Source organism: Meiothermus sp. (genome assembly GCF_037443965.1).
In the GTDB taxonomy this organism is placed as follows: Bacteria; Deinococcota; Deinococci; order Deinococcales; family Thermaceae; genus Meiothermus.
Window position 1 is genome coordinate 1 of the sequence record NZ_JBBINI010000037.1, and the last position, 24,181, is coordinate 24,181.

38 protein-coding genes, 1 tRNA gene and 1 pseudogene are annotated in these 24,181 nt (G+C 61.7%); 32 read left to right on the forward strand and 8 right to left on the reverse strand.

Annotation, left to right across the window (positions count from 1 at the left end):
* The 5 genes and pseudogenes from WKI89_RS15440 to WKI89_RS15460 all read left to right on the forward strand — a co-directional run.
* A pseudogene (locus WKI89_RS15440) lies at positions 1 to 524 on the forward strand (hypothetical protein); the annotation flags it as partial.
* Positions 525 to 624: 100 nt separating this feature from the next.
* Entirely contained in the window at positions 625 to 1,140 is a 516-nt protein-coding gene (locus WKI89_RS15445; RefSeq protein ID WP_337871114.1) for a hypothetical protein, read from the forward strand.
* A 313-nt stretch (positions 1,141 to 1,453) separates the two neighbouring features.
* Positions 1,454 to 1,735: a hypothetical protein gene (locus WKI89_RS15450; protein ID WP_337871116.1), complete on the forward strand. Its 282-nt coding sequence runs from the start codon at positions 1,454 to 1,456 to the stop codon at positions 1,733 to 1,735.
* 18 nt (positions 1,736 to 1,753) lie between these two features.
* A complete protein-coding gene (locus WKI89_RS15455; protein ID WP_337871118.1) occupies positions 1,754 to 2,125 on the forward strand; it encodes a hypothetical protein in 372 nt (123 codons plus the stop codon).
* Between the two features lie 23 nt (positions 2,126 to 2,148).
* Positions 2,149 to 3,435, forward strand: a complete 1,287-nt coding sequence (locus WKI89_RS15460; RefSeq protein ID WP_337871120.1) for a PEGA domain-containing protein — start codon at positions 2,149 to 2,151, stop codon at positions 3,433 to 3,435.
* Positions 3,436 to 3,575: 140 nt separating this feature from the next.
* Here the strand turns inward: WKI89_RS15460 and WKI89_RS15465 are convergent, their stop codons facing one another.
* The gene (locus WKI89_RS15465; RefSeq protein WP_337871121.1) at positions 3,576 to 3,941 is read right to left on the reverse strand and encodes a VOC family protein; all 366 of its coding nucleotides are present in this window, start codon (positions 3,939 to 3,941) and stop codon (positions 3,576 to 3,578) included.
* A 120-nt stretch (positions 3,942 to 4,061) separates the two neighbouring features.
* Here WKI89_RS15465 and WKI89_RS15470 point away from each other — a divergent pair, with 120 nt between their 5' ends.
* Together WKI89_RS15470 and WKI89_RS15475 are read left to right on the forward strand one after the other, a co-directional pair.
* A complete protein-coding gene (locus WKI89_RS15470; RefSeq protein ID WP_337871123.1) occupies positions 4,062 to 4,625 on the forward strand; it encodes a YeeE/YedE thiosulfate transporter family protein in 564 nt (187 codons plus the stop codon).
* Between the two features lie 3 nt (positions 4,626 to 4,628).
* Positions 4,629 to 5,111: a DUF6691 family protein gene (locus WKI89_RS15475; RefSeq protein ID WP_337871126.1), complete on the forward strand. Its 483-nt coding sequence runs from the start codon at positions 4,629 to 4,631 to the stop codon at positions 5,109 to 5,111.
* On the opposite strand, the gene WKI89_RS15480 is transcribed toward WKI89_RS15475, so the two are convergent.
* From WKI89_RS15480 to WKI89_RS15495, 4 genes are all read right to left on the reverse strand, one after another.
* A complete protein-coding gene (locus WKI89_RS15480; RefSeq protein ID WP_337871128.1) occupies positions 5,108 to 5,797 on the reverse strand; it encodes a class I SAM-dependent methyltransferase in 690 nt (229 codons plus the stop codon). The genes WKI89_RS15475 and WKI89_RS15480 overlap by 4 nt on opposite strands.
* Before the next feature lie 71 nt (positions 5,798 to 5,868).
* Complete coding sequence (locus tag WKI89_RS15485; protein WP_337871130.1) at positions 5,869 to 7,059, reverse strand: anion transporter; 1,191 nt, start codon at positions 7,057 to 7,059, stop codon at positions 5,869 to 5,871.
* A gap of 104 nt (positions 7,060 to 7,163) precedes the next feature.
* Positions 7,164 to 7,364, reverse strand: coding sequence for a hypothetical protein (locus WKI89_RS15490; RefSeq protein ID WP_337871132.1), 201 nt, complete (start codon positions 7,362 to 7,364; stop codon positions 7,164 to 7,166).
* Between the two features lie 143 nt (positions 7,365 to 7,507).
* Positions 7,508 to 7,729: a hypothetical protein gene (locus tag WKI89_RS15495; RefSeq protein ID WP_337871134.1), complete on the reverse strand. Its 222-nt coding sequence runs from the start codon at positions 7,727 to 7,729 to the stop codon at positions 7,508 to 7,510.
* 66 nt (positions 7,730 to 7,795) lie between these two features.
* On the opposite strand from WKI89_RS15495, the gene hrpB reads away from it, so the two are divergent.
* The gene (gene hrpB, locus WKI89_RS15500) at positions 7,796 to 10,276 is read left to right on the forward strand and encodes an ATP-dependent helicase HrpB (protein WP_337871136.1); all 2,481 of its coding nucleotides are present in this window, start codon (positions 7,796 to 7,798) and stop codon (positions 10,274 to 10,276) included.
* Positions 10,277 to 10,283: 7 nt separating this feature from the next.
* Here hrpB and WKI89_RS15505 read toward each other — a convergent pair whose 3' ends face one another.
* The gene (locus tag WKI89_RS15505; protein ID WP_337871138.1) at positions 10,284 to 10,790 is read right to left on the reverse strand and encodes a hypothetical protein; all 507 of its coding nucleotides are present in this window, start codon (positions 10,788 to 10,790) and stop codon (positions 10,284 to 10,286) included.
* Positions 10,791 to 10,871: 81 nt separating this feature from the next.
* Between WKI89_RS15505 and WKI89_RS15510 the strand changes: the two genes are divergently transcribed.
* The 22 genes from WKI89_RS15510 (at position 10,872) to WKI89_RS15615 (ending at position 20,993) form a co-directional block, all read left to right on the forward strand.
* Entirely contained in the window at positions 10,872 to 11,243 is a 372-nt protein-coding gene (locus tag WKI89_RS15510) for a hypothetical protein (RefSeq protein ID WP_337871139.1), read from the forward strand.
* Between the two features lie 93 nt (positions 11,244 to 11,336).
* Positions 11,337 to 11,522, forward strand: coding sequence for a hypothetical protein (locus WKI89_RS15515; RefSeq protein ID WP_337871141.1), 186 nt, complete (start codon positions 11,337 to 11,339; stop codon positions 11,520 to 11,522).
* 12 nt (positions 11,523 to 11,534) lie between these two features.
* Entirely contained in the window at positions 11,535 to 11,714 is a 180-nt protein-coding gene (locus WKI89_RS15520; RefSeq protein ID WP_337871142.1) for a hypothetical protein, read from the forward strand.
* A complete protein-coding gene (locus tag WKI89_RS15525; protein WP_337871144.1) occupies positions 11,692 to 12,156 on the forward strand; it encodes a type II toxin-antitoxin system VapC family toxin in 465 nt (154 codons plus the stop codon). Before WKI89_RS15520 ends, WKI89_RS15525 begins: the two co-directional genes overlap by 23 nt.
* A complete protein-coding gene (locus tag WKI89_RS15530; protein ID WP_337871146.1) occupies positions 12,146 to 12,814 on the forward strand; it encodes an AAA family ATPase in 669 nt (222 codons plus the stop codon). Before WKI89_RS15525 ends, WKI89_RS15530 begins: the two co-directional genes overlap by 11 nt.
* A gap of 73 nt (positions 12,815 to 12,887) precedes the next feature.
* Positions 12,888 to 13,295, forward strand: a complete 408-nt coding sequence (locus tag WKI89_RS15535; RefSeq protein WP_337871147.1) for a hypothetical protein — start codon at positions 12,888 to 12,890, stop codon at positions 13,293 to 13,295.
* A gap of 9 nt (positions 13,296 to 13,304) precedes the next feature.
* Entirely contained in the window at positions 13,305 to 13,814 is a 510-nt protein-coding gene (locus WKI89_RS15540; RefSeq protein ID WP_337871148.1) for a hypothetical protein, read from the forward strand.
* Positions 13,815 to 13,820: 6 nt separating this feature from the next.
* The gene (locus tag WKI89_RS15545; protein WP_337871150.1) at positions 13,821 to 14,693 is read left to right on the forward strand and encodes a hypothetical protein; all 873 of its coding nucleotides are present in this window, start codon (positions 13,821 to 13,823) and stop codon (positions 14,691 to 14,693) included.
* 8 nt (positions 14,694 to 14,701) lie between these two features.
* Positions 14,702 to 15,055, forward strand: coding sequence for a hypothetical protein (locus tag WKI89_RS15550; RefSeq protein WP_337871151.1), 354 nt, complete (start codon positions 14,702 to 14,704; stop codon positions 15,053 to 15,055).
* 3 nt (positions 15,056 to 15,058) lie between these two features.
* Positions 15,059 to 15,400: a hypothetical protein gene (locus WKI89_RS15555; RefSeq protein WP_337871153.1), complete on the forward strand. Its 342-nt coding sequence runs from the start codon at positions 15,059 to 15,061 to the stop codon at positions 15,398 to 15,400.
* Positions 15,397 to 16,056, forward strand: coding sequence for a hypothetical protein (locus WKI89_RS15560; protein WP_337871154.1), 660 nt, complete (start codon positions 15,397 to 15,399; stop codon positions 16,054 to 16,056). Before WKI89_RS15555 ends, WKI89_RS15560 begins: the two co-directional genes overlap by 4 nt.
* On the forward strand, positions 16,056 to 16,289 hold the full coding sequence (locus WKI89_RS15565; RefSeq protein ID WP_337871156.1) for a hypothetical protein: 234 nt from the start codon (positions 16,056 to 16,058) through the stop codon (positions 16,287 to 16,289). Before WKI89_RS15560 ends, WKI89_RS15565 begins: the two co-directional genes overlap by 1 nt.
* The gene (locus WKI89_RS15570; RefSeq protein ID WP_337871157.1) at positions 16,268 to 16,450 is read left to right on the forward strand and encodes a hypothetical protein; all 183 of its coding nucleotides are present in this window, start codon (positions 16,268 to 16,270) and stop codon (positions 16,448 to 16,450) included. The genes WKI89_RS15565 and WKI89_RS15570 overlap by 22 nt, the downstream gene beginning before the upstream one ends.
* Before the next feature lie 271 nt (positions 16,451 to 16,721).
* On the forward strand, positions 16,722 to 16,931 hold the full coding sequence (locus WKI89_RS15575) for a hypothetical protein (protein ID WP_337871159.1): 210 nt from the start codon (positions 16,722 to 16,724) through the stop codon (positions 16,929 to 16,931).
* A gap of 13 nt (positions 16,932 to 16,944) precedes the next feature.
* A complete protein-coding gene (locus WKI89_RS15580) occupies positions 16,945 to 17,364 on the forward strand; it encodes a hypothetical protein (protein WP_337871161.1) in 420 nt (139 codons plus the stop codon).
* Positions 17,364 to 17,498, forward strand: coding sequence for a hypothetical protein (locus WKI89_RS15585; protein ID WP_337871163.1), 135 nt, complete (start codon positions 17,364 to 17,366; stop codon positions 17,496 to 17,498). Before WKI89_RS15580 ends, WKI89_RS15585 begins: the two co-directional genes overlap by 1 nt.
* Complete coding sequence (locus tag WKI89_RS15590) at positions 17,482 to 17,670, forward strand: hypothetical protein (RefSeq protein WP_337871165.1); 189 nt, start codon at positions 17,482 to 17,484, stop codon at positions 17,668 to 17,670. The genes WKI89_RS15585 and WKI89_RS15590 overlap by 17 nt, the downstream gene beginning before the upstream one ends.
* Positions 17,646 to 18,074 carry a hypothetical protein gene (locus tag WKI89_RS15595; protein ID WP_337871167.1) on the forward strand — a complete coding sequence of 143 codons (429 nt, stop codon included), beginning with the start codon at positions 17,646 to 17,648 and terminating at the stop codon, positions 18,072 to 18,074. Before WKI89_RS15590 ends, WKI89_RS15595 begins: the two co-directional genes overlap by 25 nt.
* Positions 18,071 to 18,997 (forward strand): hypothetical protein, encoded by a 927-nt coding sequence (locus tag WKI89_RS15600; RefSeq protein ID WP_337871169.1) that lies wholly within the window; start codon positions 18,071 to 18,073, stop codon positions 18,995 to 18,997. The genes WKI89_RS15595 and WKI89_RS15600 overlap by 4 nt, the downstream gene beginning before the upstream one ends.
* Positions 18,990 to 19,994, forward strand: a complete 1,005-nt coding sequence (locus WKI89_RS15605) for a hypothetical protein (protein ID WP_337871170.1) — start codon at positions 18,990 to 18,992, stop codon at positions 19,992 to 19,994. The genes WKI89_RS15600 and WKI89_RS15605 overlap by 8 nt, the downstream gene beginning before the upstream one ends.
* Positions 19,985 to 20,263 (forward strand): hypothetical protein, encoded by a 279-nt coding sequence (locus tag WKI89_RS15610; protein WP_337871172.1) that lies wholly within the window; start codon positions 19,985 to 19,987, stop codon positions 20,261 to 20,263. The genes WKI89_RS15605 and WKI89_RS15610 overlap by 10 nt, the downstream gene beginning before the upstream one ends.
* Positions 20,238 to 20,993 (forward strand): lytic transglycosylase domain-containing protein, encoded by a 756-nt coding sequence (locus WKI89_RS15615; protein WP_337871174.1) that lies wholly within the window; start codon positions 20,238 to 20,240, stop codon positions 20,991 to 20,993. The genes WKI89_RS15610 and WKI89_RS15615 overlap by 26 nt, the downstream gene beginning before the upstream one ends.
* Positions 20,994 to 21,081: 88 nt before the next feature.
* Here the strand turns inward: WKI89_RS15615 and WKI89_RS15620 are convergent.
* Positions 21,082 to 21,159 (reverse strand) — tRNA-Arg (locus WKI89_RS15620).
* A 72-nt stretch (positions 21,160 to 21,231) separates the two neighbouring features.
* Positions 21,232 to 21,663 (reverse strand): DUF6069 family protein, encoded by a 432-nt coding sequence (locus tag WKI89_RS15625; RefSeq protein ID WP_337871176.1) that lies wholly within the window; start codon positions 21,661 to 21,663, stop codon positions 21,232 to 21,234.
* A gap of 84 nt (positions 21,664 to 21,747) precedes the next feature.
* On the opposite strand from WKI89_RS15625, the gene gatB reads away from it, so the two are divergent.
* On the forward strand, positions 21,748 to 23,172 hold the full coding sequence (gene gatB / locus WKI89_RS15630) for an Asp-tRNA(Asn)/Glu-tRNA(Gln) amidotransferase subunit GatB (RefSeq protein ID WP_337871178.1): 1,425 nt from the start codon (positions 21,748 to 21,750) through the stop codon (positions 23,170 to 23,172).
* Entirely contained in the window at positions 23,169 to 24,176 is a 1,008-nt protein-coding gene (gene purM, locus WKI89_RS15635) for a phosphoribosylformylglycinamidine cyclo-ligase (RefSeq protein WP_337871180.1), read from the forward strand. Before gatB ends, purM begins: the two co-directional genes overlap by 4 nt.
* Positions 24,177 to 24,181: the final 5 nt, after the last annotated feature.

Here is a 24,181-nt window from a genome sequence, read left to right on the forward strand (position 1 = left end):
CCCCCGCTGCCACCGAACCAGTCACACCCCCTGCCGCGGAAACCACCCCCAGCGCCCAAATGCTGCGGGTACAGGCCTGGCAGCGCCTGGTCGAAATTGGCCCGGTGCAAGATGCCGCCCAGACCCTGAGCGAAGCCTGGCGGATGGAGGTGGGCGTGTACCCCTTGCTATACCGGGCCGTAGACAAAGCCCTGTCGGACACCCAGACCCCTTTACGCCCCACCAAGGGCCGCCTCGAGGGTGACCAACTCCAAAGTTTGCGGGTTGCTCCAGCCCATTCATTGCGCGGCGCGCTAGACTCGCTGAATATGGCCTCCGACCCCGCCGAGGGGCTGGTGGTGCTCTCGCTGGTGGACAGCGCCTTCGATCAGGTCATCTTCCCCGGCCTCTCCACCCTGACCCTGGGCCGAACCAGCGGCGGCCATGCTTTGCTCTCGCTTTCGGGCAATATGCAAGCCGATCAAGCCGGAAAGCTCTTGGAGCGCATCGCTTATTATCTCGAGCGTCCCATCCTGCTGGCCTGAACCGTTCTATTTCTCAAAGTCGGCCAAGGGCCGACCTTTTGCCTTGAGCTTTTCTGAATCCAGGAAGACCTGCCTCAGCCGTCTGGGTAACATGGAGTTGATGAATCGCTTCCTGAGCCTCTTGGTCATTCTGAGCATCTTTACCCTTACCCCGGCACTGGCCCAGTTTGGCAGCTTTGTCAGCATTCGCGCTGTGAGTGGGCTGGGCTTGGCCGCTGGCTACGGAACCATTGGGGCCGAGGTCGAGTGGCTCGACCCTTTCACGGTGGTCTATCCACGTGGCAGCGTGGCCTATATGGTGGGGGGTGGCGTATGGTTGGGCGGTAGTGTAACGGGCGGCAGCTTGCAGGCAGGGGCTGCACTGTACGCGGGCCCAGACCGCGATGGGTTTTTTGGGGCATTTCGCGGTGGCGGGGCCATCGTAGCCGACAACGCCACCAGGGTGGGCACCCTGTTCGGTACCCTCTCACTGACGGGGGGCTACCGCTTTGTAACCGGGCCATTGGAACTCGGCCTCGAGGGCGGCCTCTTCTTCGCCAGCACCGACATCAATGCCAATCAGAGCCTGCTCTACATCATCCCCACACTGGCCATAAGCGCGGGTTTCCGTTTTTGAGAAAGAAAATACCAGTGCAGCCTTGCTTAACTTCGCTTAAGACACAATAAAACCCCTATGCCCTATCCGAGCCCTGTAGTATGCTCGAGGTATGAGAAGAATTGCCTTGCTTACCCTGCTTGGAAGCCTCGCTTTGGCTCTTTCTAGCTGCATTATTGTTGTCGATTTACCGGTATCTAACTTCCGTTTTGACAGCAACTGGCAGCGCAACACCGATCTTCGGTACGTCTTCTGTACCAACAAAACCACCCAGATGCGTTACAAATTCCGTGCACCAGACTCTTCGGTAATATCCAGCATCCAAGAGAGGTATGTGGGTTTGGCATCTGGAGATACCCTCACCCTCAATCGCCCCATCACCGAACTGACCCGTGATGGCAACGACCTGGTTTTTGTTGGCATCGTGAATTTTGGCCAAGGTCTAGTACCGCAGAGCCTGCCCGCCGGCGTCAGCCAGCAGTCCATCGTCATCACCCCCATCACGCCTCCTCCCTCCAACACTGGTGAAACTACGGTCACGGTCACGGTTACGACCATCAGTGGTAGCCAGTACTCCGGCTCCTATGTCTACGAGGTCTACTCCAACTGCCCCTAGAAAGGACTTTTGAATCTTATGCTTCGCGCTCTTTTGCTTCTTTTGTTGGCTTTGGCCCTTTCATCGTGCATTTTGCTGGTGGAAGACGAGCCCCAGCGCCCCGTCCAGCCAGTACAACCGGTAACGCCGGTCACCCCCGTGCAGCCCAGCATCGTTACCCCCAACGCTGGCAGCTACACCTACCGGTGCAGCGGGGGTACGCTGGTGGTGAACTACCTAGACAGCAACAATCTGCGGCTGTTCTACGATGGGGCCTTCCAGAACCTAGGCGTGGTGCGTCGCAGCCCCACTTTGCTGTTTAGCGGCGGGGCCTACACCTGGGAGTGGACGGGCAGCCGTGGCACCCTAACGGTGCGGGGCCAGGTGGTGCTGAGCAACTGCGCCCTGTAAAAAATCACATGAGCGGAGGCGGTATGAAAAAAATCATCGGTATATTGGGCCTGGCTTTGCTTTCTTCGGCCTTAGCACAGCCTTTGCGTCCCCAAAGCATTATTGTGAATCCCACCCCCCCGCAAGACCTACAGGTGCGGGTCTGGGTGGATAAAGACCCCAACAAAACCGGTAATCCGGTCTATCAGTTTGGCGAGAACATCCAGATCTCGGTGCAGGTCACGCAGCAAGCCTATGTGTATCTCTTTAGCGTGAGGGCTACCGGCGAGATTAGCGGAATTCTGCCCAACGCTTTTGAGCAGCAAACCCTGCTACGGGCAGGCGAGGTACGTACCTTCCCCGGCCCCGGAGCCCGCTATACCTTTACTGTGGATGCCCCAGCAGGTCAGGATCGGGTACTGGCAGTCGCCAGCCGCCGCCCCTTGAATGTCTCGGAAATCATCAACATCCAAACCGGCGAAGCCCTCATCCAGGGCGAGAGCAACCTAGCCAGGGCCCTCTCGATCGTGGTCACCCCCATCCCCACCAACGACTGGGTAACCGACGAAGCCTATTACATTGCCGGACAGCTCTTACCACCGCCACCCACCACCGGCACCCTTTCCGTCAGCAGCATCCCCAGCGGGGCCCAGGTGCTGATCAATGGGAGCGTGGTAGGGAATACACCCCTGTCCATCGAGTTACAGCCGGGCAACTACAACCTCGAGCTGCGCCGCAGCGGCTACAATACCCTGCGTACGCCCTTCACCATCCAAGCTGGCCAGGTTACGCAGCTCAACCTTCCACTGATTGCCACACCGCCGCCCACCGGTGTTCTGGCAGTAGACAGCAACCCCAGGGGCGCGCAGGTGCTGATCAACGGCCGGGTGGTGGGCAATACCCCCCTTAACATCACCCTCAACCCCGGCAACTACACGGTGGAGTTGCGTCGAAGCGGCTTCAGTCCCTTCCGCACCAATGTCACCATTCAGGCAGGCCGTACTTCTCGAGTTTCAGTCAATCTAGTCAGCATCGCTCCACCCCCACAACCCGTCCAACCAGTACAGCCTGTGCAACCTGTCCAACCCGTTCAACCGGTGCGCCCACCCTCTGGCTCCTTCACCTATACCTGCCAGGGCGGTACAGTGGTGGTGAACTACATCGGCAACAACCAGGTGCGCCTGTTCTACGATGGCGCTTTCCAAACCTTGCCCCTGGTTCGCACCAGCCCCGGGTTGGTTTATTCCAACAACACCTACACCTGGGAAATCGGGCAGCTTGGGCGTTTGATCGTACGGGGTCAGGTGGCTTTGTTCAACTGTAGAATCTGAAACCGCTACGCCCAACTCCTTCCCAGTAATTCCCATATTGTGGGAACCGTGATGGGAAGGAGTTTGGTTTGACCGCACACCAGGTAGTGCTTGCCAAAGAACTGCCCGCTGGAGGCCTGGGCATGCTCCTGTCTAAAAGTTCACGTGCTAGGCTGGTTGATCTGGGCGATGAACCCCGCCGGATGGCGCAAAAAAGCCATGTGGGTACGGGCTGCTTCGTTGAAGAAGGGCTCGGTTTCGTAGCGGTAGCCTTGGGCCAGCAGCGCCGAACAAGTGGCCTGGATATCGTCTACCACAAAGGCCAGGTGCAGCAGCGAGGGCGCAGGCTGGCCCGCAACCTGAATCAGCTCCAAATCTACGCCGGTGGCCGGGTTGGTAACGAAAGCTGTAGGCATCCCGTTGGCATAGTGCTTTCCGCGCCGACGCAGGGTGAAGCCCAGGGTGGCGAAGTGCTCTATTCCAGCTTCGACATCGTGTACCGCAAGGGCAACATGATCGAGCTTCATGGGTCTAATGCTAACGCATCCGGCTGAGGGCTGTGGAACCCATCCTGCCGCCCTTGGCCATTCATGCTTTTGCGGATTAGTTTACAATCTTTATCAGCTTTTATTTCATGATAGAGACCTATGGACTGGCTCACACAACCCTGGCCCTGGTACGTGGCCGGCCCCTTGATTGGCCTGACCGTGCCCCTGCTGCTCCTCATCGGCAACCGGCGCTTTGGCATCTCCTCCTCGCTGCGGCACGTGTGCGCGGCGCTGGGCAGCCGGCTGCCCTTCTTCCGGTACGACTGGCGGGCCGAAAGCTGGAACCTGGTCTTCGTGCTGGGCATCGCGCTGGGGGGGTTGGTGGCGGGGGTGCTCCTGGCCAACCCCAACCCGGTGCAGCTTAATCCCCAGACCGTGGGGGCACTTCAGCAGATGGGGGTCTCGGCAGATTCAGGCTTTCTGCCCAAAGAATTGTTCTCCTGGCAGGCCATTGGGCAGCCTGCGGTCTTCTTGTTTTTGCTCCTGGGCGGCTTTTTGATTGGCTTTGGGGCCCGCTGGGCGGCGGGGTGCACTTCGGGCCACTCCATTACCGGTCTGGCCGCGTTGCAACTGCCCTCGCTGCTGGCCACCCTGGGCTTTTTTGCTGGCGGCCTGGTCGCGGCCCACTTCATCCTGCCCTGGGCCCTGGGCCTCTTGAGGTGAAGCATGGCACTCCCGGTTCGTGACGAGTTCGAGCTGCAAAACAAAGCCCGCACCCCCGGCGCGGCAGGCCTGCTGGCATATGGGCCCTACCTGCTGGCCGGGGCTTTTTTTGGTGTTGTGGCCATCCGGAGCGAGATCGCCTCGTGGTACCGCATCTACGAGATGTTCCGCTTCGAGTCGTTTCACATGTACGGGGTGATTGGCAGCGCGGTGGCCACCGCGGCCCTCTCGCTTTGGCTCCTGCGGAAGCTGGGACTGAAGTCGCGGGACGGCCAGCCCCTGCAGGTGCAGCCCGCAGATCCGGGGCGCTACCGCAACCTGCTGGGTGGGGTGGTGTTTGGGCTGGGCTGGGGGCTGGTGGGGGCCTGCCCCGGCCCCATCTACGCGCTGTTAGGCAGCGGCTATGCCGGGGCCCTGGTAATTCTGCTAGGAGCGCTGCTGGGCACCTATGTGTATGGCCTGGTGCAGCGCCACCTGCCGCACTAAGGGCGCTGCTCCCAAAGCGCCAGGGCTTGCTCGAGGAAAGCCCGCTCCTGCTGCACCTGCTTTACCGGGGGCAGGCTGGCCAGGTGCCGCTGCTTTTCCTGTAGTTCAGCCCATAGCAACGGATGCCGGGCCTTGAGCAGCAGCGGCCCATAGCGCAGGGCGGCCTCGAGCGGCAGCCCTCGGTAGGCCGTGCAGGGCCCCCGCACCAGGGTAAGGATGCTGTAGCGCCAGAAGCCCTGCACCATCTGTTCGTTGACCAGAGCGTAACCAGCTTCCAGCGCCCAGCGGCGCAGGGGCAGGGCGCTGTCGTTGGGCTGGAGCACCAGCCGGGGTGGGAGCCGCTGGGGGTGGGCCGAGAGGATCCGAACCATCAACCGGGCCCCCATCCCGCACAGGCTTAGTGAGTCGGCCTCGCCCGGCTCCAAAGGCCCCAGCCCGTCGCCCAGCCGCACCTCCGCGCTGAGGCCCTCCAAAGCCCGCCTCGAGTTCTCCCAGGGCCTCTTGTGCTTCTCCACCACAATTACCCGCTGCACCCGCCCCTTAAGGAGCAGGTAGCGCGGCAGCAGGGCGTGATCGGCCCCGATGTCGGCGTGGGTTGGGGCGCTTATTTCCTGGGCGACCGCCTCTAAGCGGGGCTCGAGTTGATATAAAATCTGCGCGTGAGTAGCGGGTGAAGCGCCACTCACTTGCCGCGCCACCTGGCGCGTGCGAGGGTCACTTTCTAAACCTTTTGGGTCATCCATACACAAACTTGGCATTAACGGTAAATCCAGGCATAGGCCATTAGCAGCGTTACCAGCGTGAGCGGCAGGCCAAAGCGCAGGTGCTCCCCAAAGCCCAGGCGGTAGCCCTCGCGCCGGGCCGCCTCGGCCACAATCAGGTTGGCCACCGAGCCCAACAGGGTCAGGTTGCCCGCCAGGGTGGAGGCCGCCGCCAGCAGCAGCCAGCCCTGGGTATCCCCAGCCGGAATCAAGGGGTACAGCAGCAGCACCGCCGGCACGTTGGAGATGAGGTTGGAGAGCAGCACCGTTACCCCCGCCAGGCCAGGGGCGGTGGCGGCCAGGGGCTCCAGCAGGGCAAGGATGCCCAGCTCCCGCACCGCCGCCGTGACCATGAAAAGCCCTGAGAACATCACCAAAAGCTCCCAGTCCACCCGCATAAAAAAGCGCTCCGAGCGGATGCGACGGCTCCACAGCAACAGCCCTGCGGCAATCAGGGCGGCCTGGGCCAGCGGGTAGCCCAGCACAAAGGCGGCCAGCAGGGCCAGGGTAATCCAGACCCCTTTGAACAAAAGCGCCCGGTTGAAGCGGAAGCGCAAGGGCGGCAAAGGCGGCAGGGGGGCCCTCGAGCGCACCGCCGGATACAGCGCGTACAAAAGCCCCACCTGCACCGCCAGGCCCACCAGGGCCACCGGGGTCAGGGCCGCGGCAAAGTCCAGGTAGGTAATCTTGGACAGGCTCCCCACCACGATGTTCTGGGGGTTGCCGGTCAGGGTGGCCACGCTGCCCAGGTTGGTGGCCCCGGCCAGGGCCAGCAGGTAGGGTACGGGCGGCAGCCCCAGGGTGCGGGTGAGGGCCAGCACCAGCGGGGTAAAGAGGATGGCGATGGTGTCGTTGAGGAACAGCGCCGACAGCAGGCCGGTGCCAAACGTGAGCCAGACCAAGAGCCCCAGCGGCGAGCGGGCCAGGTGCACCAGCCCGTTGAGTGTAAGCTGGAAAAACCCGGCATAGGCCAGGTGGGTATTCAGCACCATCACCCCAAACAAAAACCCCAGGGTATGGGGCTCCAGGGCCCGCCAGGCCTGCTCGAAATCGAGCACGCCCATCACAATCAGAAAAGCGGCCCCGGTGAGGGCGATGGCCGCCCGGTTCATGCGGTAGCCGGGCCAGTAGCCCAGGCCCAGGCCCAGGTAGGTCAGGCCCAGCACCAGGTAGGCAAGTATCTCCATGCCGTTCATCCCAGCCCCCTACGATTTTCCCATACGCTTGCTAGGAGCAAACCACAAGGGTGTGGGGAGCCCCCGGTCAGAGGCCCCCCATGCCCAAACCCGTATCAAACCTTTTCGATGCGCCGCTCGGCCGCCTGCAACACCTGTAGCAGGGCCTGGGCCTGCTCTAGCCGCTCGATGAAGTAGCTCGAGCCGGTCTCGCTCAGGGCCAGGTACTCGCCGTATTCGTCTATGCGCACCGCTACCACCCGCCGGGTCTGGACGAACATCTGGGCCCAGGGCAAGTATTCTTCGGTTCTGCTCATACCCATCAAAAATAGCGGAGAAAAGCCAGTAGCCATGTCGAAATTCGACACTAAAATGACCTCGAGCGTTTCTTAGACCCAGTAGTCTAAAAATATCGTCCCAGGTTCGGACTCACGCGGTATGCGCCGGAAACCCCACCCGTTCAGCGTGCACTCAACCAGGTGGGGCTCTGGGGCCAGAACTGCCCCAGCAGCTCCCCCAGCCCCACCAGGCTACCGGCCATCACCAGGGTCAGAATCAGCCAGACCGAGATCACCTCGCCCACAGCGGGCGAATCGGTGCGCCAGAACCGGGGCTGTCGTACCAGTTGAGCAGCCATAAAAGCCGCAAATACCGCGAATAGAAACCAAATCAATCCAAGCATCTTGTACCCAGGGTAGCAGCCTTGTAAGGGGGTGCCTGTGTAAAAATACCAAGGGAAGTTGGGGCCATGAAGGACGCCAGTCTGCCCATCTATACCGTTCTGCCCGCCTTGCGAAAAGCCCTGGACACGCACCGCACGGCCATCCTGCAAGCCCCGCCCGGGGCAGGCAAGAGCACGCTGCTGCCGCTGGAACTGCTCAAAGAGCCCTGGCTCGAGGGCCAGAAGATCTGGATGCTACAGCCCCGCCGCCTGGCCGCCCGCAACGTGGCGGCCCGCATGGCTGACCTGCTGGGGGAGCCGGTGGGCCAGACCGTGGGCTACCAGGTGCGCTTCGAGCGGCGGGTGGGATCCGCCACCCGTATCGAGGTGCTCACCGAGGGCATCCTGACCCGCCGGCTACAACAAGACCCCGGCCTGGAAGGGGTGGGGCTGATCCTCTTCGACGAGTTCCACGAGCGCAGCCTCCAGGCCGATCTGGGCCTGGTGCTATGCCGCGAGGTGCAGCAGGCCCTGCGCCCAGACCTGCGCCTTCTGCTGATGTCGGCCACCCTGGACGCAGAGGGGCTGGGCACGTTTTTGCAAGCCCCTGTCCTGACGGCGGAAGGGCGGCAGTACCCGGTAGAGATCCGCTACCTGCCCAAGGACCCCGAGGGCCCCCTGCCAGGGGTGGTGGCCGGTGCGGTCTCGCGGGCGTTGGCCGAGCAGGCGGGCGATGTGCTGGTCTTTTTACCGGGGGTGGCAGAGATTGCCCGGGTGGAGCGGCTGCTGGCCGGGCGCCACCCCGAGATAAAAATCACCCCGCTCTACGGCGACCTGCCGCTGGCTGCCCAGCAGGCCGCCATCCTGCCCGACCCGGCGCGCCGCAAGGTGGTGCTGGCAACCTCCATTGCCGAGACCAGCCTGACCATCGAGGGCATCCGGGTGGTGGTGGACGCGGGGTACTCGAGGCTGCCCCGCTTTGAGGCCCGAAGCGGCCTCACCCGCCTGGTTACCGTGCGGGTCACCCGCGACGCCGCCCAGCAGCGGGCCGGGCGGGCCGGACGCCTGGGGCCGGGGGTCTGCTACCGCTTGTGGAGCCCGGCCACCGATGCACAGCTACTGCCCCAGCGCCGACCGGAGATTCTGGAAGCCGACCTGGCCTCGCTGGTGCTCGAGCTGGCCCGCTGGGGGGTGCAGGAACCCTACGCCCTGGACTGGGTCACACCGCCCCCCGCCGGGGCCCTCCGGCAGGCCCGCGATCTGCTGGAGGCCCTGGGGGCGCTGGAAGGCCCCACCCTGACCGAGCGGGGCAAGGCCCTGCTCGAGTGGCCCACCCACCCCCGGCTGGCCCATTTGCTGCTGGAAGGCCTGGCTTTGGGGCAGGGCGCCCTCGCCGCCGACCTGGCGGCGCTGCTGGAGGAGCGCGACCCCCTGCCCCGTGAAACCGGGGCCGACCTGGGCCTGCGCATAGAAGCCCTGCGGCACTGGCGCCAGACCCGGCAGGCTTTGCACGGCGCCGAGACCGGCGTGCTGTCCAGGGTGGAGCGCCTCAGCCAGGAGTGGCGCAAACGGCTGGGGGTGACAACCGACAACCGCCCCCCCGACCCATACACGCTGGGCCTGCTGGTGGCCCAGGCCTACCCCGACCGCCTGGCCCAACTGCGCGAAGGCGACCGCCTGCGCTACCGGCTCTCGGGGGGGCGCGGGGTGCGGCTGGGCGAGGACGACCCCATAGCCGGCACCCCCTGGCTGGCGGTGGCTCATCTGGACGCCGGCCAGGAGGAAGGGCGCATCTTTCTGGCCGCGCCGGTCGAGCCCGAACGCCTGGCCCCCCTGGCCCGCCCTGTGGAGCATATCGCCTGGGACGCCCGCAACGGGGTTCTGCTGGCCCAGCGCGAGCTGCGGATTGGGGAGGTGGTGCTGGCCAAAGAGCCCTTAGAGCACCTCGAGCCCGCCAAGCGCCGCGGGGTGCTGTGCCGGGCAGTTCGCAGCGAGGGTTTGGGGCTTCTACCCTGGACGGAAGCCCTGCGCCAGTGGCAGGCCCGCGTACTGAGCCTGCGCAGTTGGCGGCCCCAGGAAGGCTGGCCCGATGTCTCCGATGCCCACCTGCTGGAGACCCTCGAGGACTGGCTGGCCCCCTGGCTGGACGGGGTCTCGCGCCGCGAAGACTTTGGCCGGCTCGAGCTCCAAAGCCTGCTGGGCGGGCTTTTACCCTGGCCGCTCCCAGCCCGCCTGGAGGCCCTGGCTCCTACGAGGCTCGAGGTGCCCAGCGGCTCCAAAATCAAGCTCACCTACCACCCCGACGGCAGCCCACCGGTGCTGGCCGTCAAGCTACAGGAGCTATTCGGCCTGGCCGATACCCCCACCGTCAACGAGGGCCGCACCCCGGTTTTGCTGCATCTGCTCTCTCCCGCCGGGCGGCCCATCCAGGTGACCCAGGATCTCAAGAGCTTCTGGAACCACACCTACCCCGAGATCCGCAAGGAGTTGCGGGGACGTTACAGCAAGCACCCCTGGCCCGAAGACCCCTGGAATGCTGAGCCTACCCGGAAAACCAAGCCGCGGTGAAAAACACCTACGGCCCGGCAGGCTCTGGTTCCAGATACCCCCCACGCACCGTCGCACCAACCACCATGCCCGCCGCCACCAGCACCAGGTTTTTGATGATGTACTGCCCCTCTAAAGTGGGCGCATAAGGAAAACGGGTAAATACCTCTGCCGGAAAGAAGAATACCGGCAAGAGCGTGCCGACCATCTGCACAGCCATTAGCAGCAAGGTAGCCCGCATCGCAAGGCTGTGTGGGCGCGCAAAAATCAATCCAAGACCGATCAGGCTTTCCCATGCAGCCAGTATCAGAAGCCCCCAGGCAGGTGGGATCAGCCCGAAAGAGAGCACCTCGATGGTGCGGCTTGCAAGGTCCTGGGCCGGGCTGAGCCCTGGAAAAAATTTCAGCAGGCCGAACCAAAGAAAAACCACCCCCAGGCTCACCCGCAGCATGCCCAGGCTGTTGCGGGCCAAAAAGCGCGTTATTCTGCGGTCAAGGCGGTCGAACAGGCGGGGTATTCGTTGAAGCCTTTCCATGCACCCAGGATGCTATGGGTTATATGGACTTTTGTCCCAAACAGGGGTCGCCTCAAAAATTTGCTACCCTAAAAAAGAAACATGGACGATAAAAAACTCAACCCCCTCCGCCTGATGCTGCTGGCCGTGCTAATCGGATATTTTGCCTTCCTCTTCACCCGGCCCCAGCCTGAAGAGCCGCTGGTGACACAGATACCCACCCCAACACCCGCAGCAACCACCACCCCCGCCCCTGCCAACTGCCCGGGCCAGATCACCCAAGTGGCCCAGGGAGCCAACGAGATCAGGCTGACCATTACCGGCTCGGCTGAACGCATTTTGATTTACACCAACCAGGGCAACATCACCGCCTCTACGGTGGAAGCCGGTAGCGCCGGTGAGTACCGTATCCGCACCCCTGGCCCGGCCACCGCCGTGCAGCTCGACGACTGCCCGGTGCTCAACCTGAGGTGACACTTCTAAGGCATCAAGATTGGCACTCCACATTACTGTTGTTCTGCACCTGGCCGCCTTCAAAAAAACGCCCGGAACGCTGGGGGGGAAGAAATGCCAACGTCGCGTGAACTGCTACCGTGGGGGGTGCTGGCTGGTGGGCTATACCTGGGCCTGGGCCGCTTGAAAAATCTGCGCGAGGGGCAGGGCTGCCCCAAGTGCGAGACCGCCCAGGCCGTGGTCGCCTTTGCCCTGGCCGCCTGGGCGGGGTGGGAGCTGTGGCAGCAATACCAGATGTGATAGGCTGGGAGTATGAAGCGTTCAGCCCTCAAAACGCCCAAATCAAAAACCATTGGCCCTAACCCAAATTCTTGGGCAAATGATTTTGTTGTCGTTGAACCTGCTAACCCACAAAAAAGGCCCCTGCCCCCGCAAGTCAAACTGAAAGGCAAAAAAGGCTCGCTTGAGTATGTCAAAGAACAACGACGTTGAGCTTGTTGTCTTCGATACAGGTGCGCTAATCCAAATACACACTCAAGAACGCTTCAGTCACTTGGCTTTATCGCTTTACCAAGAAGCCAAATACATTGGAATTTGTAATCTGGTTGTGCCTGAGATAGCTGGTGCAACAGGAGCCATGGTTCGAAACAAAAACCTGAGTAAGCTTGATAGAAAAAAAATACAATCTTTCTTGCTAGATAACTTGGAAAACTGGCTAGTACTTCCAGTTTCGAAAACGGTTTGTCAAAAAGCTTTTGACCTATGCCAAAAGCACCCCCTCAAAGGAGCAGATGCCGTACACCTGGCCGCCACCTTAGCTATGCAAACTTTCCGGAAGCTGCGGTTTTTTACTTTGGACAAAATCCTATATCAAGCTGCCAAAAAAGAAAAAGTCCCGGTTGTAGCCATTCCGGAGTTTGAGCGTGGCCGGTAGACAAACCTTCCGCATCCTCATCGTGGGCAAGTCGGGTTCGGGCAAGTCCACCCTGGCCCGCTCCATCATTCAGCGGATGCAGGGCCGATACCGGCACCTGGTGATTGTCAACCGCAAGCGCGAGTTCGCCGAGCTGGCCCAGGGCCGCTACACGGTAGGGGAGGAAGGCGACCCCTGGGCCGCGCTAAAAAAGCACAGCCGGGTGATCTTCCACGTGACCGGCTACGACCCCCGGCCGTTCCTGGACAGTCTGGGCCAGGCCATCATGCGCCTGCGGGATGTGCTGCTGGTGGTGGACGAGGCGCACCACTTCTTTCCACGTGGGCAGACCCCCAAAGGTTTGTTCGAGGTGTTGACCGGTGGCCGGGAGTACGGCCATAATTCGATATTCATCACCCAAATGTTGCAAGGGGCCACAGGTGGGATTGAGCCGGTGGTGCGACGCCAGGCCAGCCACCTGATCACCTTCCGGGTATCGGAACCCAGAGAGGTGCAGGCTGTCGGGGATATGTTCCCCGAGCTGGGCGAGCGGGTGCGCACCCTGGCACGCCCTGAAAACGGTTTGCCGCCCGAATATGGCATCAAAGACCTTGACCGCGATTTTTCCGGCCTGGTGCTGCGCACCCCGGCAGGCTCGGCGTTTATGCGTCTGGATTAGCCGTCTGGATTAGCCGTCTGCCCTAGCCTTGATTTTTGCTGTACTCCCTCCCAGCCTGTGAGCTAGGAGGCATATGGCAGAAAACACGCAAGCCAACGATATGCGGAAACTGGCTACTGCCAGCAACCCGCTCCAGGTGGTGCAAAACCCCATTGTGGTGAACACCAGTCTGGGGGTGCTGGGCGCCTACTGGGCCAGGAAAACCGCATACACCCAGCGCCGCGACATCTTTGGCTGGGCCGACCGCAAGGATGGCCGGGTGGTGTACTGGGAGGTAGGAAAAGACGGTAAGCCCATTGTGGGCAAGGAGCACAAGAACGCCTACACCAACCGCATTCTCTTCAACCTGGCGGGTGTGGTGCTGGGCACCGTGCTTATCAATAACAACCTGATCGAAGACGCCACCGCCGACTACATCGGCCTGGGCGTAGCCGCCGGTTCGTTCGCCAACCTAGTGATGACCATTCTTCAGATTGACTAAGGAGCAACCATGCAAGAAGCCTTTGAGCGTATCAAGCAGATCAACCCTTCCGCCCGTCCCATCACTGTGCTGTTTACCAGCCCGGAGTTTGCCGCGTACACCGGCCGCCAGCGCGTCAAAATCGGTATTTTCACCGTGCCGCGTGGGGCAACGTGGGTGCTGCCTAATCCATTGCCGCTAATCGCCAAACTTTATGACAACGCTGGCAACCAGATTCCGCCCGACTCCGACCTGATCATCGCCAAGCGCAGCCGCCCGGATGACCACCCCGAGTTCATCGCCAAAATTCAATATGCGGCCTACTACGACCTGACCGAAAGCCAGCAGCGTGACGCCAAATACTACCAAAACATTTTGCAAACTTTGGCCCCTCTGCGGGTGGGTGTTCAGATCAACGGCATCAAGTTTCGCCAGGAAGAGCTGCTGGAAATCTATGTGGAGTCTACCGCTACGGTAAACCTAAGCCAACCGGGTACCCGCCTCGAGCTGCCCGCCGGGGTGGATAACTCCAACGTGTAAGGGGGAATGATGGGCCTCTTTGAGCAACTGCGCGACAACATCAGCCGGGGCCTGGGGGCCCTGCAAGGCCGCCGCCCGCAGCCGGTAGCTGCGCCCCAGCCCACCCAGGTAGCCGCCCAGGTTGCAGCCCAGCCGGATAGCCCCTGGGTTACGGCCTGGCTGGACGAGGAAGACTTTACCGCTGCTGGGCTCCCTTACCGCGCCAATGAATGGTTCAGCCTGGCCCAGTTCCGGGTGCCCGAAGACCGTCAGGTGCAGGTACGGGCCGGTGAGCGCCGTATCCGCATGTATTTGAAGGGCTTGGCCGTCCGGGCCGGGAGCAACTACGGAGCCCCCACCAACCGCAACGTAGTGGTGCCCAACCTGGTGCAGACCAAGCAGGCCGCGCCCACCCTGCCCAGCCTGTTCCACCCCGAGGTGGCAGTATGGGCCAACGTGGGAGGTGTGTGGACAAAATGCCCGGTGGTGGCCATCAACTACGGCACCGGCACCATCACCTTTGAAGAGCCTGCTGGCGTGACCGGCACCGATGCGGTGGAGATTTACTACACCCACGGGGATGGCCAGTTCCGCTTCCGGGTGCTCCGCGAGCTGGGCGGGGTGGATGACGCTGCCGCCACCACCTTTAACGGCAGCTTCTCGGCGCTGCACACCCTAGAGCAAAGCAACCTTGAAACTATGTGGGCCTGGCCCAACGCAGTCAACCTGGTGCCGGGTATGCGCGTCAGCCTGGAGGTGTACACCGCCAGCGTACCCATGGTGTGGAATAGCCGCGCCGGGCACTACCTGCACATCTACGCCGAAAGCCGCCGCCTGAACATCATGGATCGGAGCCGCCTGGTGAAGATGGCCGAGCTGGCCGCCCGCAACAACCTGTAGGAGGCCCCATGAGCTTTGGCGTAAACAATGCTTTGGCCAGCCCCTACACCAACGTGGCGGCCGGTAGCTACGATGCCATGCCATTAGCTGCTGACGGCCAGAAAACGCCGGACTGGCTAGCATTCATCAATGACCTGGCCGGTGCCGCCGATGTGATTTATGGCATCTATGAGCGGATTGACTACCCCACCTGGAAGCGGGCCCAAGATCAACTTGCTATGGAACGGGAACGCCGCCTGGCCGAAGAAGCCCGCGCTACACAGCAGGGGGTGTCCACCACCCCCCAGCCCTGGGTCTGGGTAGCCCTGGGGGTGGGTGGGGTAGCCGCCGTGTTGCTGATTGTGAAGCTGGCGAAGGAGTAAGCGGTGGAGCCACTAACTGCAATTCTGGGCCTGGCCGGTGGACTGCTTAACTGGGATGCCCGCCGCCGCCAGACCGATGTGGCCTGGGAGGCCCTACGGGTGGAGAAGGAGCGTATCGAGGCCGACATCCGGCTGGGAATCGCCACCCTCGAGGCCAAACAACGCCTGGCCCAGATCGAGGCCGAGATGCAGCGCATTCTGGCTCAGCAGCAGGGGGACACCAACCGCACCCGTGCGTACTATTCCTTCGCCAAAACCCGCGCCTTTAGCGGGGCCCTGGTGGCCATCGCCGGGGTGGCCCTGCTGGCCGGTGCCTTCTACCTGGCCGAAAGGGGGGCCACATGAGCAACGCCGCTATCGCCCTGGGGGTGGCCGGGGTGGCCGTGGTGGGGGTGGGCCTGGTGCTGGCCAACCAGAAAGCCGAAGCCGAAAAGAAAGTATCCGAGCTGGCCCCCACTGCCCCACCCGGAACGGTGCAGGCCCCAAACATCCCTACCCACACCACCCAGCCCAGCGAAGAGCAGCAAAACGCCACCCTGCTACAACTTTTGAGTTCGTACCGCTCCGACCTGGCCCGGTTGCAATCCGAGCGCCTGAGCGCAGAAATAGAGCTACAACAGGCCGAAGTGGCAGGTGCCACTGCCTGCGAAGGGTACGCACAAGACCCGGAGTTTACCTACCGGTGCAACGGCTTCCCGGTATGCGGATGGAATGAGTGGTGGGAGCTGACCGGCCAAAAAACCAACCAGACCGTGCTAGGGCAGTGCAAGGCTGCCGTTAGTGGTGTGGGGGGCCTGTACGAGCGCACCATTGAACTGAGAGGAGAGAACAACCGCCCCCGCTGGGAAAGCCTGATGGCAATTATCCGCCAGGGCCAGGCCCAGGCCCAAACCGTCGCCGCCCGCTACCAGATGGCCCGGCAAAAAATCGCCAGCATTGACGCCCAGATCGCTGAGGTGCAAAAGAAAATCAGCGACCTGAACGCCAAGGGGGTGTATTGATGGACGTTGCCGCCTGGAAATCCATAGCTGAACTAGGCATGGGCATGGTGAGCTTAGTGGCCCTGGTGGTGATTTCGTTTCGGCTGTTGGTCATCATTGGGGAGATGCACAAGGAGGTGCGCCAGATTCGCCTGGAACTGCACCGGGCCATCGGCTATATGCAGGCCTACCTTTCACGCCAGGGCTTTCAGTTTCGCAAGGAGAATAGCGAATGGACGGAAAAACGATCCTAATCATCGCGCTGGCCGCCGGGCTGGCCTTCTGGCTGGGCACCCTGGCCAGCAAAAATACCGGCACGGAGTACACCCACACCGGGCCTGCGCCGGTGGACACCGGCGACACCGGTACGGTATCCCAGCGCCCGGATGACCCCGGAGGTGTGCTGTGGACATGAAACTACTGCTAGGTGGGGCCCTGCTGGTGGGGGTAGGGGTGGGAGTGTACGCCTTGATGCAAAAGCAATCTGCGCTTGCCCCAGCACCATCACCCTCCCCCACGCCGGCACCCTTGCCTAACGGGCCTATCGCGGATGCTGGGATGATGTGCGCCCAGGTAGTAACCCAATGTAGTGACGGGAGCTATGCGCCCACCCCATGCGATTGCAAAAGCCGAGGTGGGATCGCCAGGCCACGCAATGCCGCGATTTACCCATCGGACGTGGTTGCATGAAAGATGTACTCACCATCGCGCTACTGGGCGGCCTGGCCCTGGGCGGTTACTGGCTGATGAAGCAAAGCCAGCCTGCACCATCTGCAACCACCCAGCCGCAACCCGAACCACAAACCGGAAACTCTGATGTGGTCAACGCACCCAGCCCCTTTGGCTATAGCGTGGGCGACCCCTGCAAACGCTTCCCCTGGCTGTGCAACTTTTGAGTCACGAGGCACTATGAACATGACTGACTTTATACCTCCTACCCAAACCTGGATCGTCTGGGCTGTGCAGGCCGCCCTGGCCGTGGGGGTGATCTCCCTGCTGGCCGGGTTGCTGGTGGCTGTGGTCAGCAAAATACCCCTTCTAGGCCCGGTGCTAGCCAACATCATCCGGATTATTGGCGGCAACTACGAAAAGTGGCTGTCTGAGCGCCTGCCCAAAATGGCCGAACAGGCCGTGCTGGCGGTAGAGGAGCGCTTCCGGAAATCCGACCTGCCGCCCGAGGTGCGGGCCCAGGAAAAGATGCATCAGGCCGTTGAACTGGTAGAGCAGATGGCGCCCGGCGTAAACCGGAGCGTGGCAAAAGCTTCCATTGAAGCGGCCCTAACCCGGATGCGCAGCGCCTATATGGAGCAGAAAGCGAGGTTGAACTGATGAGCGCAAACCTGGAATTTTCGGACGGCTTCAAGTTTGGGCTTGGCTACATGACCGCTGCCCTGGTAGCCCTGGGTGTGGTGGCGGTGCTGGGTGCAGTGCTGGGAGTAGCCGCCGGTGGAAAGCAGCAGTAACGCCCCCACCTTCTGGGAGTCCTACCGCAACGGGGTAGGCCTGGCCCTGGGCCTGGCCACCGTGTACCTGCTCATCCTGGCCTTGCTGGGATGGCTGTTGAGCAAGCAATTAGAAGCACCGCAAAAGCCCAAAGAGGTCAACCCGTCATGTTCAACTTCCTGGCAAACCTAAACCCCAATGACCTTCTGGCCGCACTGGACGAGCTACGAACCAGCGTGGCACAGATGAAGTGCATAGACGACCGGCTGGCCGCTGTGCAGCGGATGCTTGAGTACGAGTTTGGCTCGCCGGTGCGCGACCTGCCCGCCCACGACCCGCGCAACCTGCCCTTTATTGTGCAGGTGCCCAGTGGCCGGGTGGAACTTGCCGCCGGGCTGGGCAAGCTGGCCACCAGGGGCCATATCGCCAACATTGGCGACAACCCCGCACATCTGTTTTTTGAAAACCAGGGCAAGCGGGTTGGGCCCTACACCCTGGTAGCAGGAGCGGCGCTAGACATCAGCTTTGCCCTGGAGGCCCTAGATGTGCAGGCCGACACCAGCGGGCCTACTATGGTGCAGATTTTCGCGCAATGATCAACGCCAACGCCCAATCCTACAAACGCAGCAGATACCGCGTCCCGGAGGTAGCCAAAGCCGCTGGCCCCCAGCAGATGGGGGTTACCGGCGATGGCAGCTACCTGACGCTGTTTGGCCGCAACTGGGGCGCAATACTGAACAAGAAAACCAAACAGGCCGAGCTTTACCGCGAAACCCCCACCGGCTGGGAGCAGGTGCCCATCCCGCCTATCGCCCACCCCACCCGTGAGTGCCGGCACCTGGCCTTAGCCTTCGACCAGAGCGCCCGGCATGTCCTGGCCTACGAGCGCAACGCCGAGATATACATTCGGCAATGGGACGTTCTATCAGGCGAGTTTGTTTACCAGGGCCCCTTCGCCGGGGTTGACCCCGTGCTGATCAATGACGCTGAGGCCAACTACTATGTGCCCGAAAGCGACGTGCTACTGCTGTATCTGACTCCGGATCGGCTGTCGCTCAAAATGCGGGTGCAGCGGCAGCTATACGCTATTGAGCACCATATTGAGGCCTACACCAGCCCCAAAACCCTTGACCTGGTGGCCCCCCTGGGCTACCAGTGGCAGGCGGAGGGGGATGGCCTGAATGTGCGATCTGATATTTATCCTATATTCCTGCCATCCGAACTTTTGACCACCATCACCGCCCAAGCCCCCGCTACCGGCAACCTTCGCCCACTGGTGGTGGTGCGGGATGTGGGAACCGACAACCTCACCACCATCACCGCCCAAGCCCCCGCTACCGGCAACCTTCGCCCACTGGTGGTGGTGCGGGATGTGGGTACGGATGAGCTAACTAGCGTTACTACCCAGGCTCCCACCACCGGCAATTATCGTCTGCTGGTAGCCGTTGTTGATTTAGGTGCCCCCGATAACCTGACCACCATCACCGCGCATGCTCCACAGGTAGGTAGTTATGTCTGAGATCATCTTGCCCAAAATCGTTGTACGCCCGCGCATCCCACCTTTTGCCAATTTTAAATTGGCCCTGCAACCGCAAGAAATGCATTGGCAAATTCTGGCAAATGGCCGGGTGGTGCGGGAGGCCGAGCAGCCCTGCCATAATGTCGTACTGGACAACAGCAAAGAGCTGATAGCCACCTTGGGCATATTTGAGCAAAGCAGTTATGCCGTAGTGGGTACCGGCAGCACCGCCCCAAGCACAAGCCAAACTGGGTTAATCAATGAAGTGGTTCGTACCAATGCTGGGGTGACCGGCAACCCAGATACAATAACCGAAGTATCCACTGGTGTGTGGGAAATCACACGCTACCGGCAATTCACTGCCGCACAGGTAGGAGGATTAAACCTGACCGAATGGGGATGGAGCGGCAGCGGGACGGCTGGAGGCAATCTGATGAGCCGCGAACTGTTTAGGGATGGATCGAACAACCCCATTACTCTGACTTTGGATAACGATCAACAACTAAGGCTCATATATAAAGTGCGGGTAACGGTAGGGCCTACAGCTCCACAAGCCGCAAGCATCAACATTTCAGGTTTGGGTGTGCGTACAGGGAATCTTATTTTGTTCCGAAATAACGTAAACACCAATCTTAATCCAGTTGACGCCTTGTCGAGAATGGCAATAGGCATAGTCAGTCAAAATATCGTTTTCGGCAGCAATATTTATGGCTTAGATTATAACGATCCAAGTGGCCCATATATTTTACCCAACTTAGGCTATTTTGAAACTAGCTGGCAAAGCTATGTGGCCAACTCAAAAATGCGAAAACAAAACAACTATGTGGCACAACCTAACGACATTGTTGGAACGATAAGGTGCTTTGGCATTACAGATCTGATTGGTATTTCACAATATCGTACTAGACTGCTTTTTCAGTTTGATGGTGGACAAGAAATTGAAAAAGACAACCTGCACGAGCTGACCATTGAGGGATTTAAGGTTGAATGGACATGATTCCGACTGCCAGTACCCGTGCGCGCATTGCCCCGCTGGCCCGGCCACTGGTGCCGCTGGAGCTGGCGACAGACCCGCCCACCACCAACCAATGGTGGACGCTGCACGGGGGGGCCAGTGCAGGAGGGGGGCGGGTGAGCTATAGCGATCTATATGGGTTTTTGTGGTATGTAGGCAAAAATGGATTTACTACGTACAACCGAAACCGAAAAGGACTTAGAAGAACAGTGAGGGGGCTCGAGGATGGCCTGGGCAAAACTTCTATCTAACCCTTGGGTATGCGGTGTGGTGGGCCTGGCGTTGGTGGCCAGGCCCAGAAGCGCCGGCCTGCAACCTGGGGCTAAACCTGCCCCCACCCCCACCACCGGGGCCGGGTGCGGCTACCCGCAGGTCGGTCTTCCGCCTGCGCCAGCCAAGACTGTCGCCGAGCTGCAAAACCGGGTCTGGCGGGCCATCCTGGACTACAACGGCAAGGTGAACGACACCGCCAACGCCATGGGGTTTGTGCCGGACATCATGGGCAAAACCTACGCCAAGTATCTGGCGGAATACCTGGTGGAATCGGCCACCAAAAACAAAATTCCACTGGATTTGCTGGTGGCCCTGGCGCAGGCCGAGAGCGCCTTTATCCCAACTGTAACCTCCAACCGATATGAAGCCATCGGCTGGACGGATGAGGCCATCCGCAAAGCGGTACAGAACCAGTGGGCCATTGGGCCGCTACAAGTAAAGCCCATGGTGTTCACCGAGGTGGGCTTGACTGCCCCTATCCGCTGGCTGGGAGATCCGGTGCCCTGGCGTCACCCTGCCCGTTTGCGCGATGCTGTGGAGGCTGGGGCACGGTACTTGGCAAAGCAACAGGCACGATTTGGCACCTGGTGCGCCGCGCTGCATGCCTACAACCTCGGGCCCACTGCTTATCAGCGGGGCAGCCGCAACCATGCTTATGTAGAAAAGGTCATCCGCTGGGCCAATGGGTACACCGAACTGAGGACGTGATTGGACGATGGCATCTAAAATAAGGTGTAAATAAGGTGTCAAAAACTAACCCCAGCCTTTAGCAAGCCGAGGTTTTAGCGTTCTGGACTGGTGCGCCCGGCAGGACTCGAACCTGCGACCTAAGGTTTAGGAAACCTTCGCTCTATCCAAGCTGAGCTACGAGCGCGCGGGGCTTGCCCAATCAAGCAACCCAGATTGTAGCACCTGCGGGTGAGGACTTCCACGCACCAACCCCCATCTACCGACGCGCCCATCCCCACAAAGCGCCCACAATCGCCACCGCCGAGACCAGGTGCATCAGGTTAAGCGTCCACTCGTTGGCAGGGTCGGTCGGAAGGTTGAGGGGCCCCCGCAAGGAAACCAGCAAAAACGCCCCCGACAGGCCTAAAAACAGCAGCCAGGGGTTTGGCGAGAACCGGGCCAGCACCTTCAGCAAGGCCGCCGCGGGGAAGGCCGGAAGCAGGCTGGCCAGCACCACCGGCCCCACCTGCAGCGGTACCAGGGTGCTCGAGCCCGGCGCCGTCGTGACTTGTAGATTCACCCCCAACCCTTCGGCAACCACGAAGACCAGCAGGTTCCCCACCACCGAGAGCACCCCGCCGAGGAGGGCCGCCGGCCAGATTTTTCTCTCCACTACCCTGGGCCTGGTTTGTTGCAACTGCCTGGACATCCGCCCGCCTCCAAGCGCATGCTAGCCGAAAGGCTGCGTACCAAAATGGGCTTGGGCATATTTGCCACCCTATAATATCCGCGTATGCCCGATTTCGAAGCCGTGGTAGGGCTGGAAGTCCACCTGCATCTCAAAACCAAAAGCAAGATGTTCTGCGGCTGCGATGCCAGCTATTTTGGCGATCCGCCCAATACCCACACTTGCCCGGTCTGCCTGGGTCTGCCGGGGGTGCTGCCGGTGGTTAATGCCCAGGCGGTGGAGTACGGCATCCTGTTCGGGCTGGCCCTGAACTGCCAGATTGCCCCCTGGACGCAGTTCCACCGCAAGAGCTACTACTACCCCGACATGCCCAAAAACTACCAGATCTCCCAGTACGACCTGCCCATCGCGGCCCACGGCTACCTGGAGGTGGAGGGGCAGCGGGTGCGCATCAAGCGGGTGCACCTCGAGGAGGACGCGGCCAAGTCCACCCACCCCGAGGGGGCCCCCTACTCCCTGATTGACCTAAACCGGGCTGGTTCGCCCCTGATCGAGATGGTCACCGAACCGGACATCCGCACCCCCGAGCAGGCCCGGATTTTTCTCTCCCACATTCGTTCGATTGCCCAGACCCTGGGGGTATCCGAGGCCAACCCCGAGGAGGGCAAGATGCGGGCTGACGTGAACGTCTCGGTGCGGCGGGTGGGGGAGCCGCTGGGAACCAAGGTCGAGATCAAGAACCTGAACTCTTTTCGCAGCGTGGCGCGGGCCCTCGAGTACGAGATTCGGCGCCAGCAGGAGATCTTCCGCAGCGGGCGCAGGGTCGAGCAGGCCACCCTGGGCTTCGACGAGGCTGCCGGCAAGACCTACGTGATGCGCCTGAAGGAAGGCGAGGCCGACTACCGCTACTTCCCCGACCCCGACCTGCCCCCCATCGTGGTGGACGAGGCCTGGCTGGCCCGGCTCAAAGCCGCCATGCCCGAGCTGCCCGCCCAGAAATACGCCCGCTACGTGGAGGCCGGGGTGCGCCCGTACGACGCCGAAATCCTGGCCTACAATCCCTCGCTGGCCCGCTTCTTCGACCAAGCCCTGGCCCACTACCAGGGCAACCCCCAGACCGTCGCCAACCTGCTCAACGCCGATGTGGCCGGTTATCTGAACGAGCGGCTGGTGGAAGTGCAAGAGACCGCCCTCACCCCCCCACACCTGGCCGCCCTGGCGGGCCTGTTCGAGCGGCGCGAGATCACCAACCGGGTCTTGAGCCAGCTACTCCCCGAGGTGATGGAAGGGGCCGACCCCATCAAGCTGGTGGAGGAACGCGGCCTGCGCGCGGTTGCGGACGAAGGTGCGTTGCGGCCCATTGTGGAGCGGGTGGTGGCCGCCAACCCCAAGGTGGTGGAGCAGGTCAAGATGGGCAACCTCAAGGCCGCCAACGCCCTGCTGGGCCCCATCATGAAGGAGACCAGGGGCACCGCCAAAGCCGACGTGGTCAGGAGGATGCTGGGCGAGATGCTGGGGGTTGAGCTATGAATTATCGGGACGCCGGGGTGGACATTGACCGCAAGGCGGGCGCTCTGAAGGCCGCCGCCAGCAAAATCAAGGAAACCTACACCCCCGAGGTGCTGCGCGGCCTGGGGGCCTTTGGGGGGATGCTCGAGGTCGCCTGGCTCAAAAACCTGGCCGAGCCGGTGCTGGTGGCCTCCACCGACGGGGTGGGCACCAAGACCCTCCTGGCCGCCCAGACCGGACGCTACGGCGGGCTGGGCTTCGACATCGTGAACCACTCGGTCAACGACCTACTGGTGCAGGGGGCCCGGCCCCTCTTTTTCATGGACTACATCGCCAGCGCCCAGCTGGAAGCCGAGGTGCTGGCCCAGATCCTGGCATCGCTGGCCGAGGCCTGCAAGGCGGTGGGAATCCCCCTGCTGGGGGGCGAGACCGCCGAGATGCCGGGGGTCTATCAGGAGGGCGGCCTGGATCTGGTGGGCACCATTGTGGGTGTGGTGGACAAGGCCCAGGTGGTGGACGGCTCCAGGGTACAGCCCGGCGATGTGCTGCTGGCCCTACCCTCCTCGGGGCCGCACACCAACGGCTACAGCCTGGCCCGCCAGGTGTTCGCAGGCTGGAACCTCGAGGAACCCCGGCCCGAGCTGGGCGGGCAGTCGCTGGCCGAGGCCCTGCTGGAACCCCATCGCTGCTACCTGAGCGAAGTAGAACTGCTCCAGCGCGAGGGCCTCGAGATCCGCGCCATGGCCCACATCACCGGCGGGGGGGTGTTCGAGAACCTGCCCAGGGTGCTGCCGGAGGGGCTGGGGGCCGAGATTCGGCGGGGCAGCTTTCCTGTTCCCGCCATATTTGACCTGATTCAGCGCGCCGGACAAATCGCCGAACAGGAGATGTACCGAGTGTTCAACATGGGGCTTGGTTACATTTTGGTCCTGAGTTCAGACATGGCTTCTGGAGCCAGGACACTATTACCCCAAAGCTACCCGGTAGGCTATATCATGGAGTCGTCAGGGGTTAAGGTTGTCTGAACCCT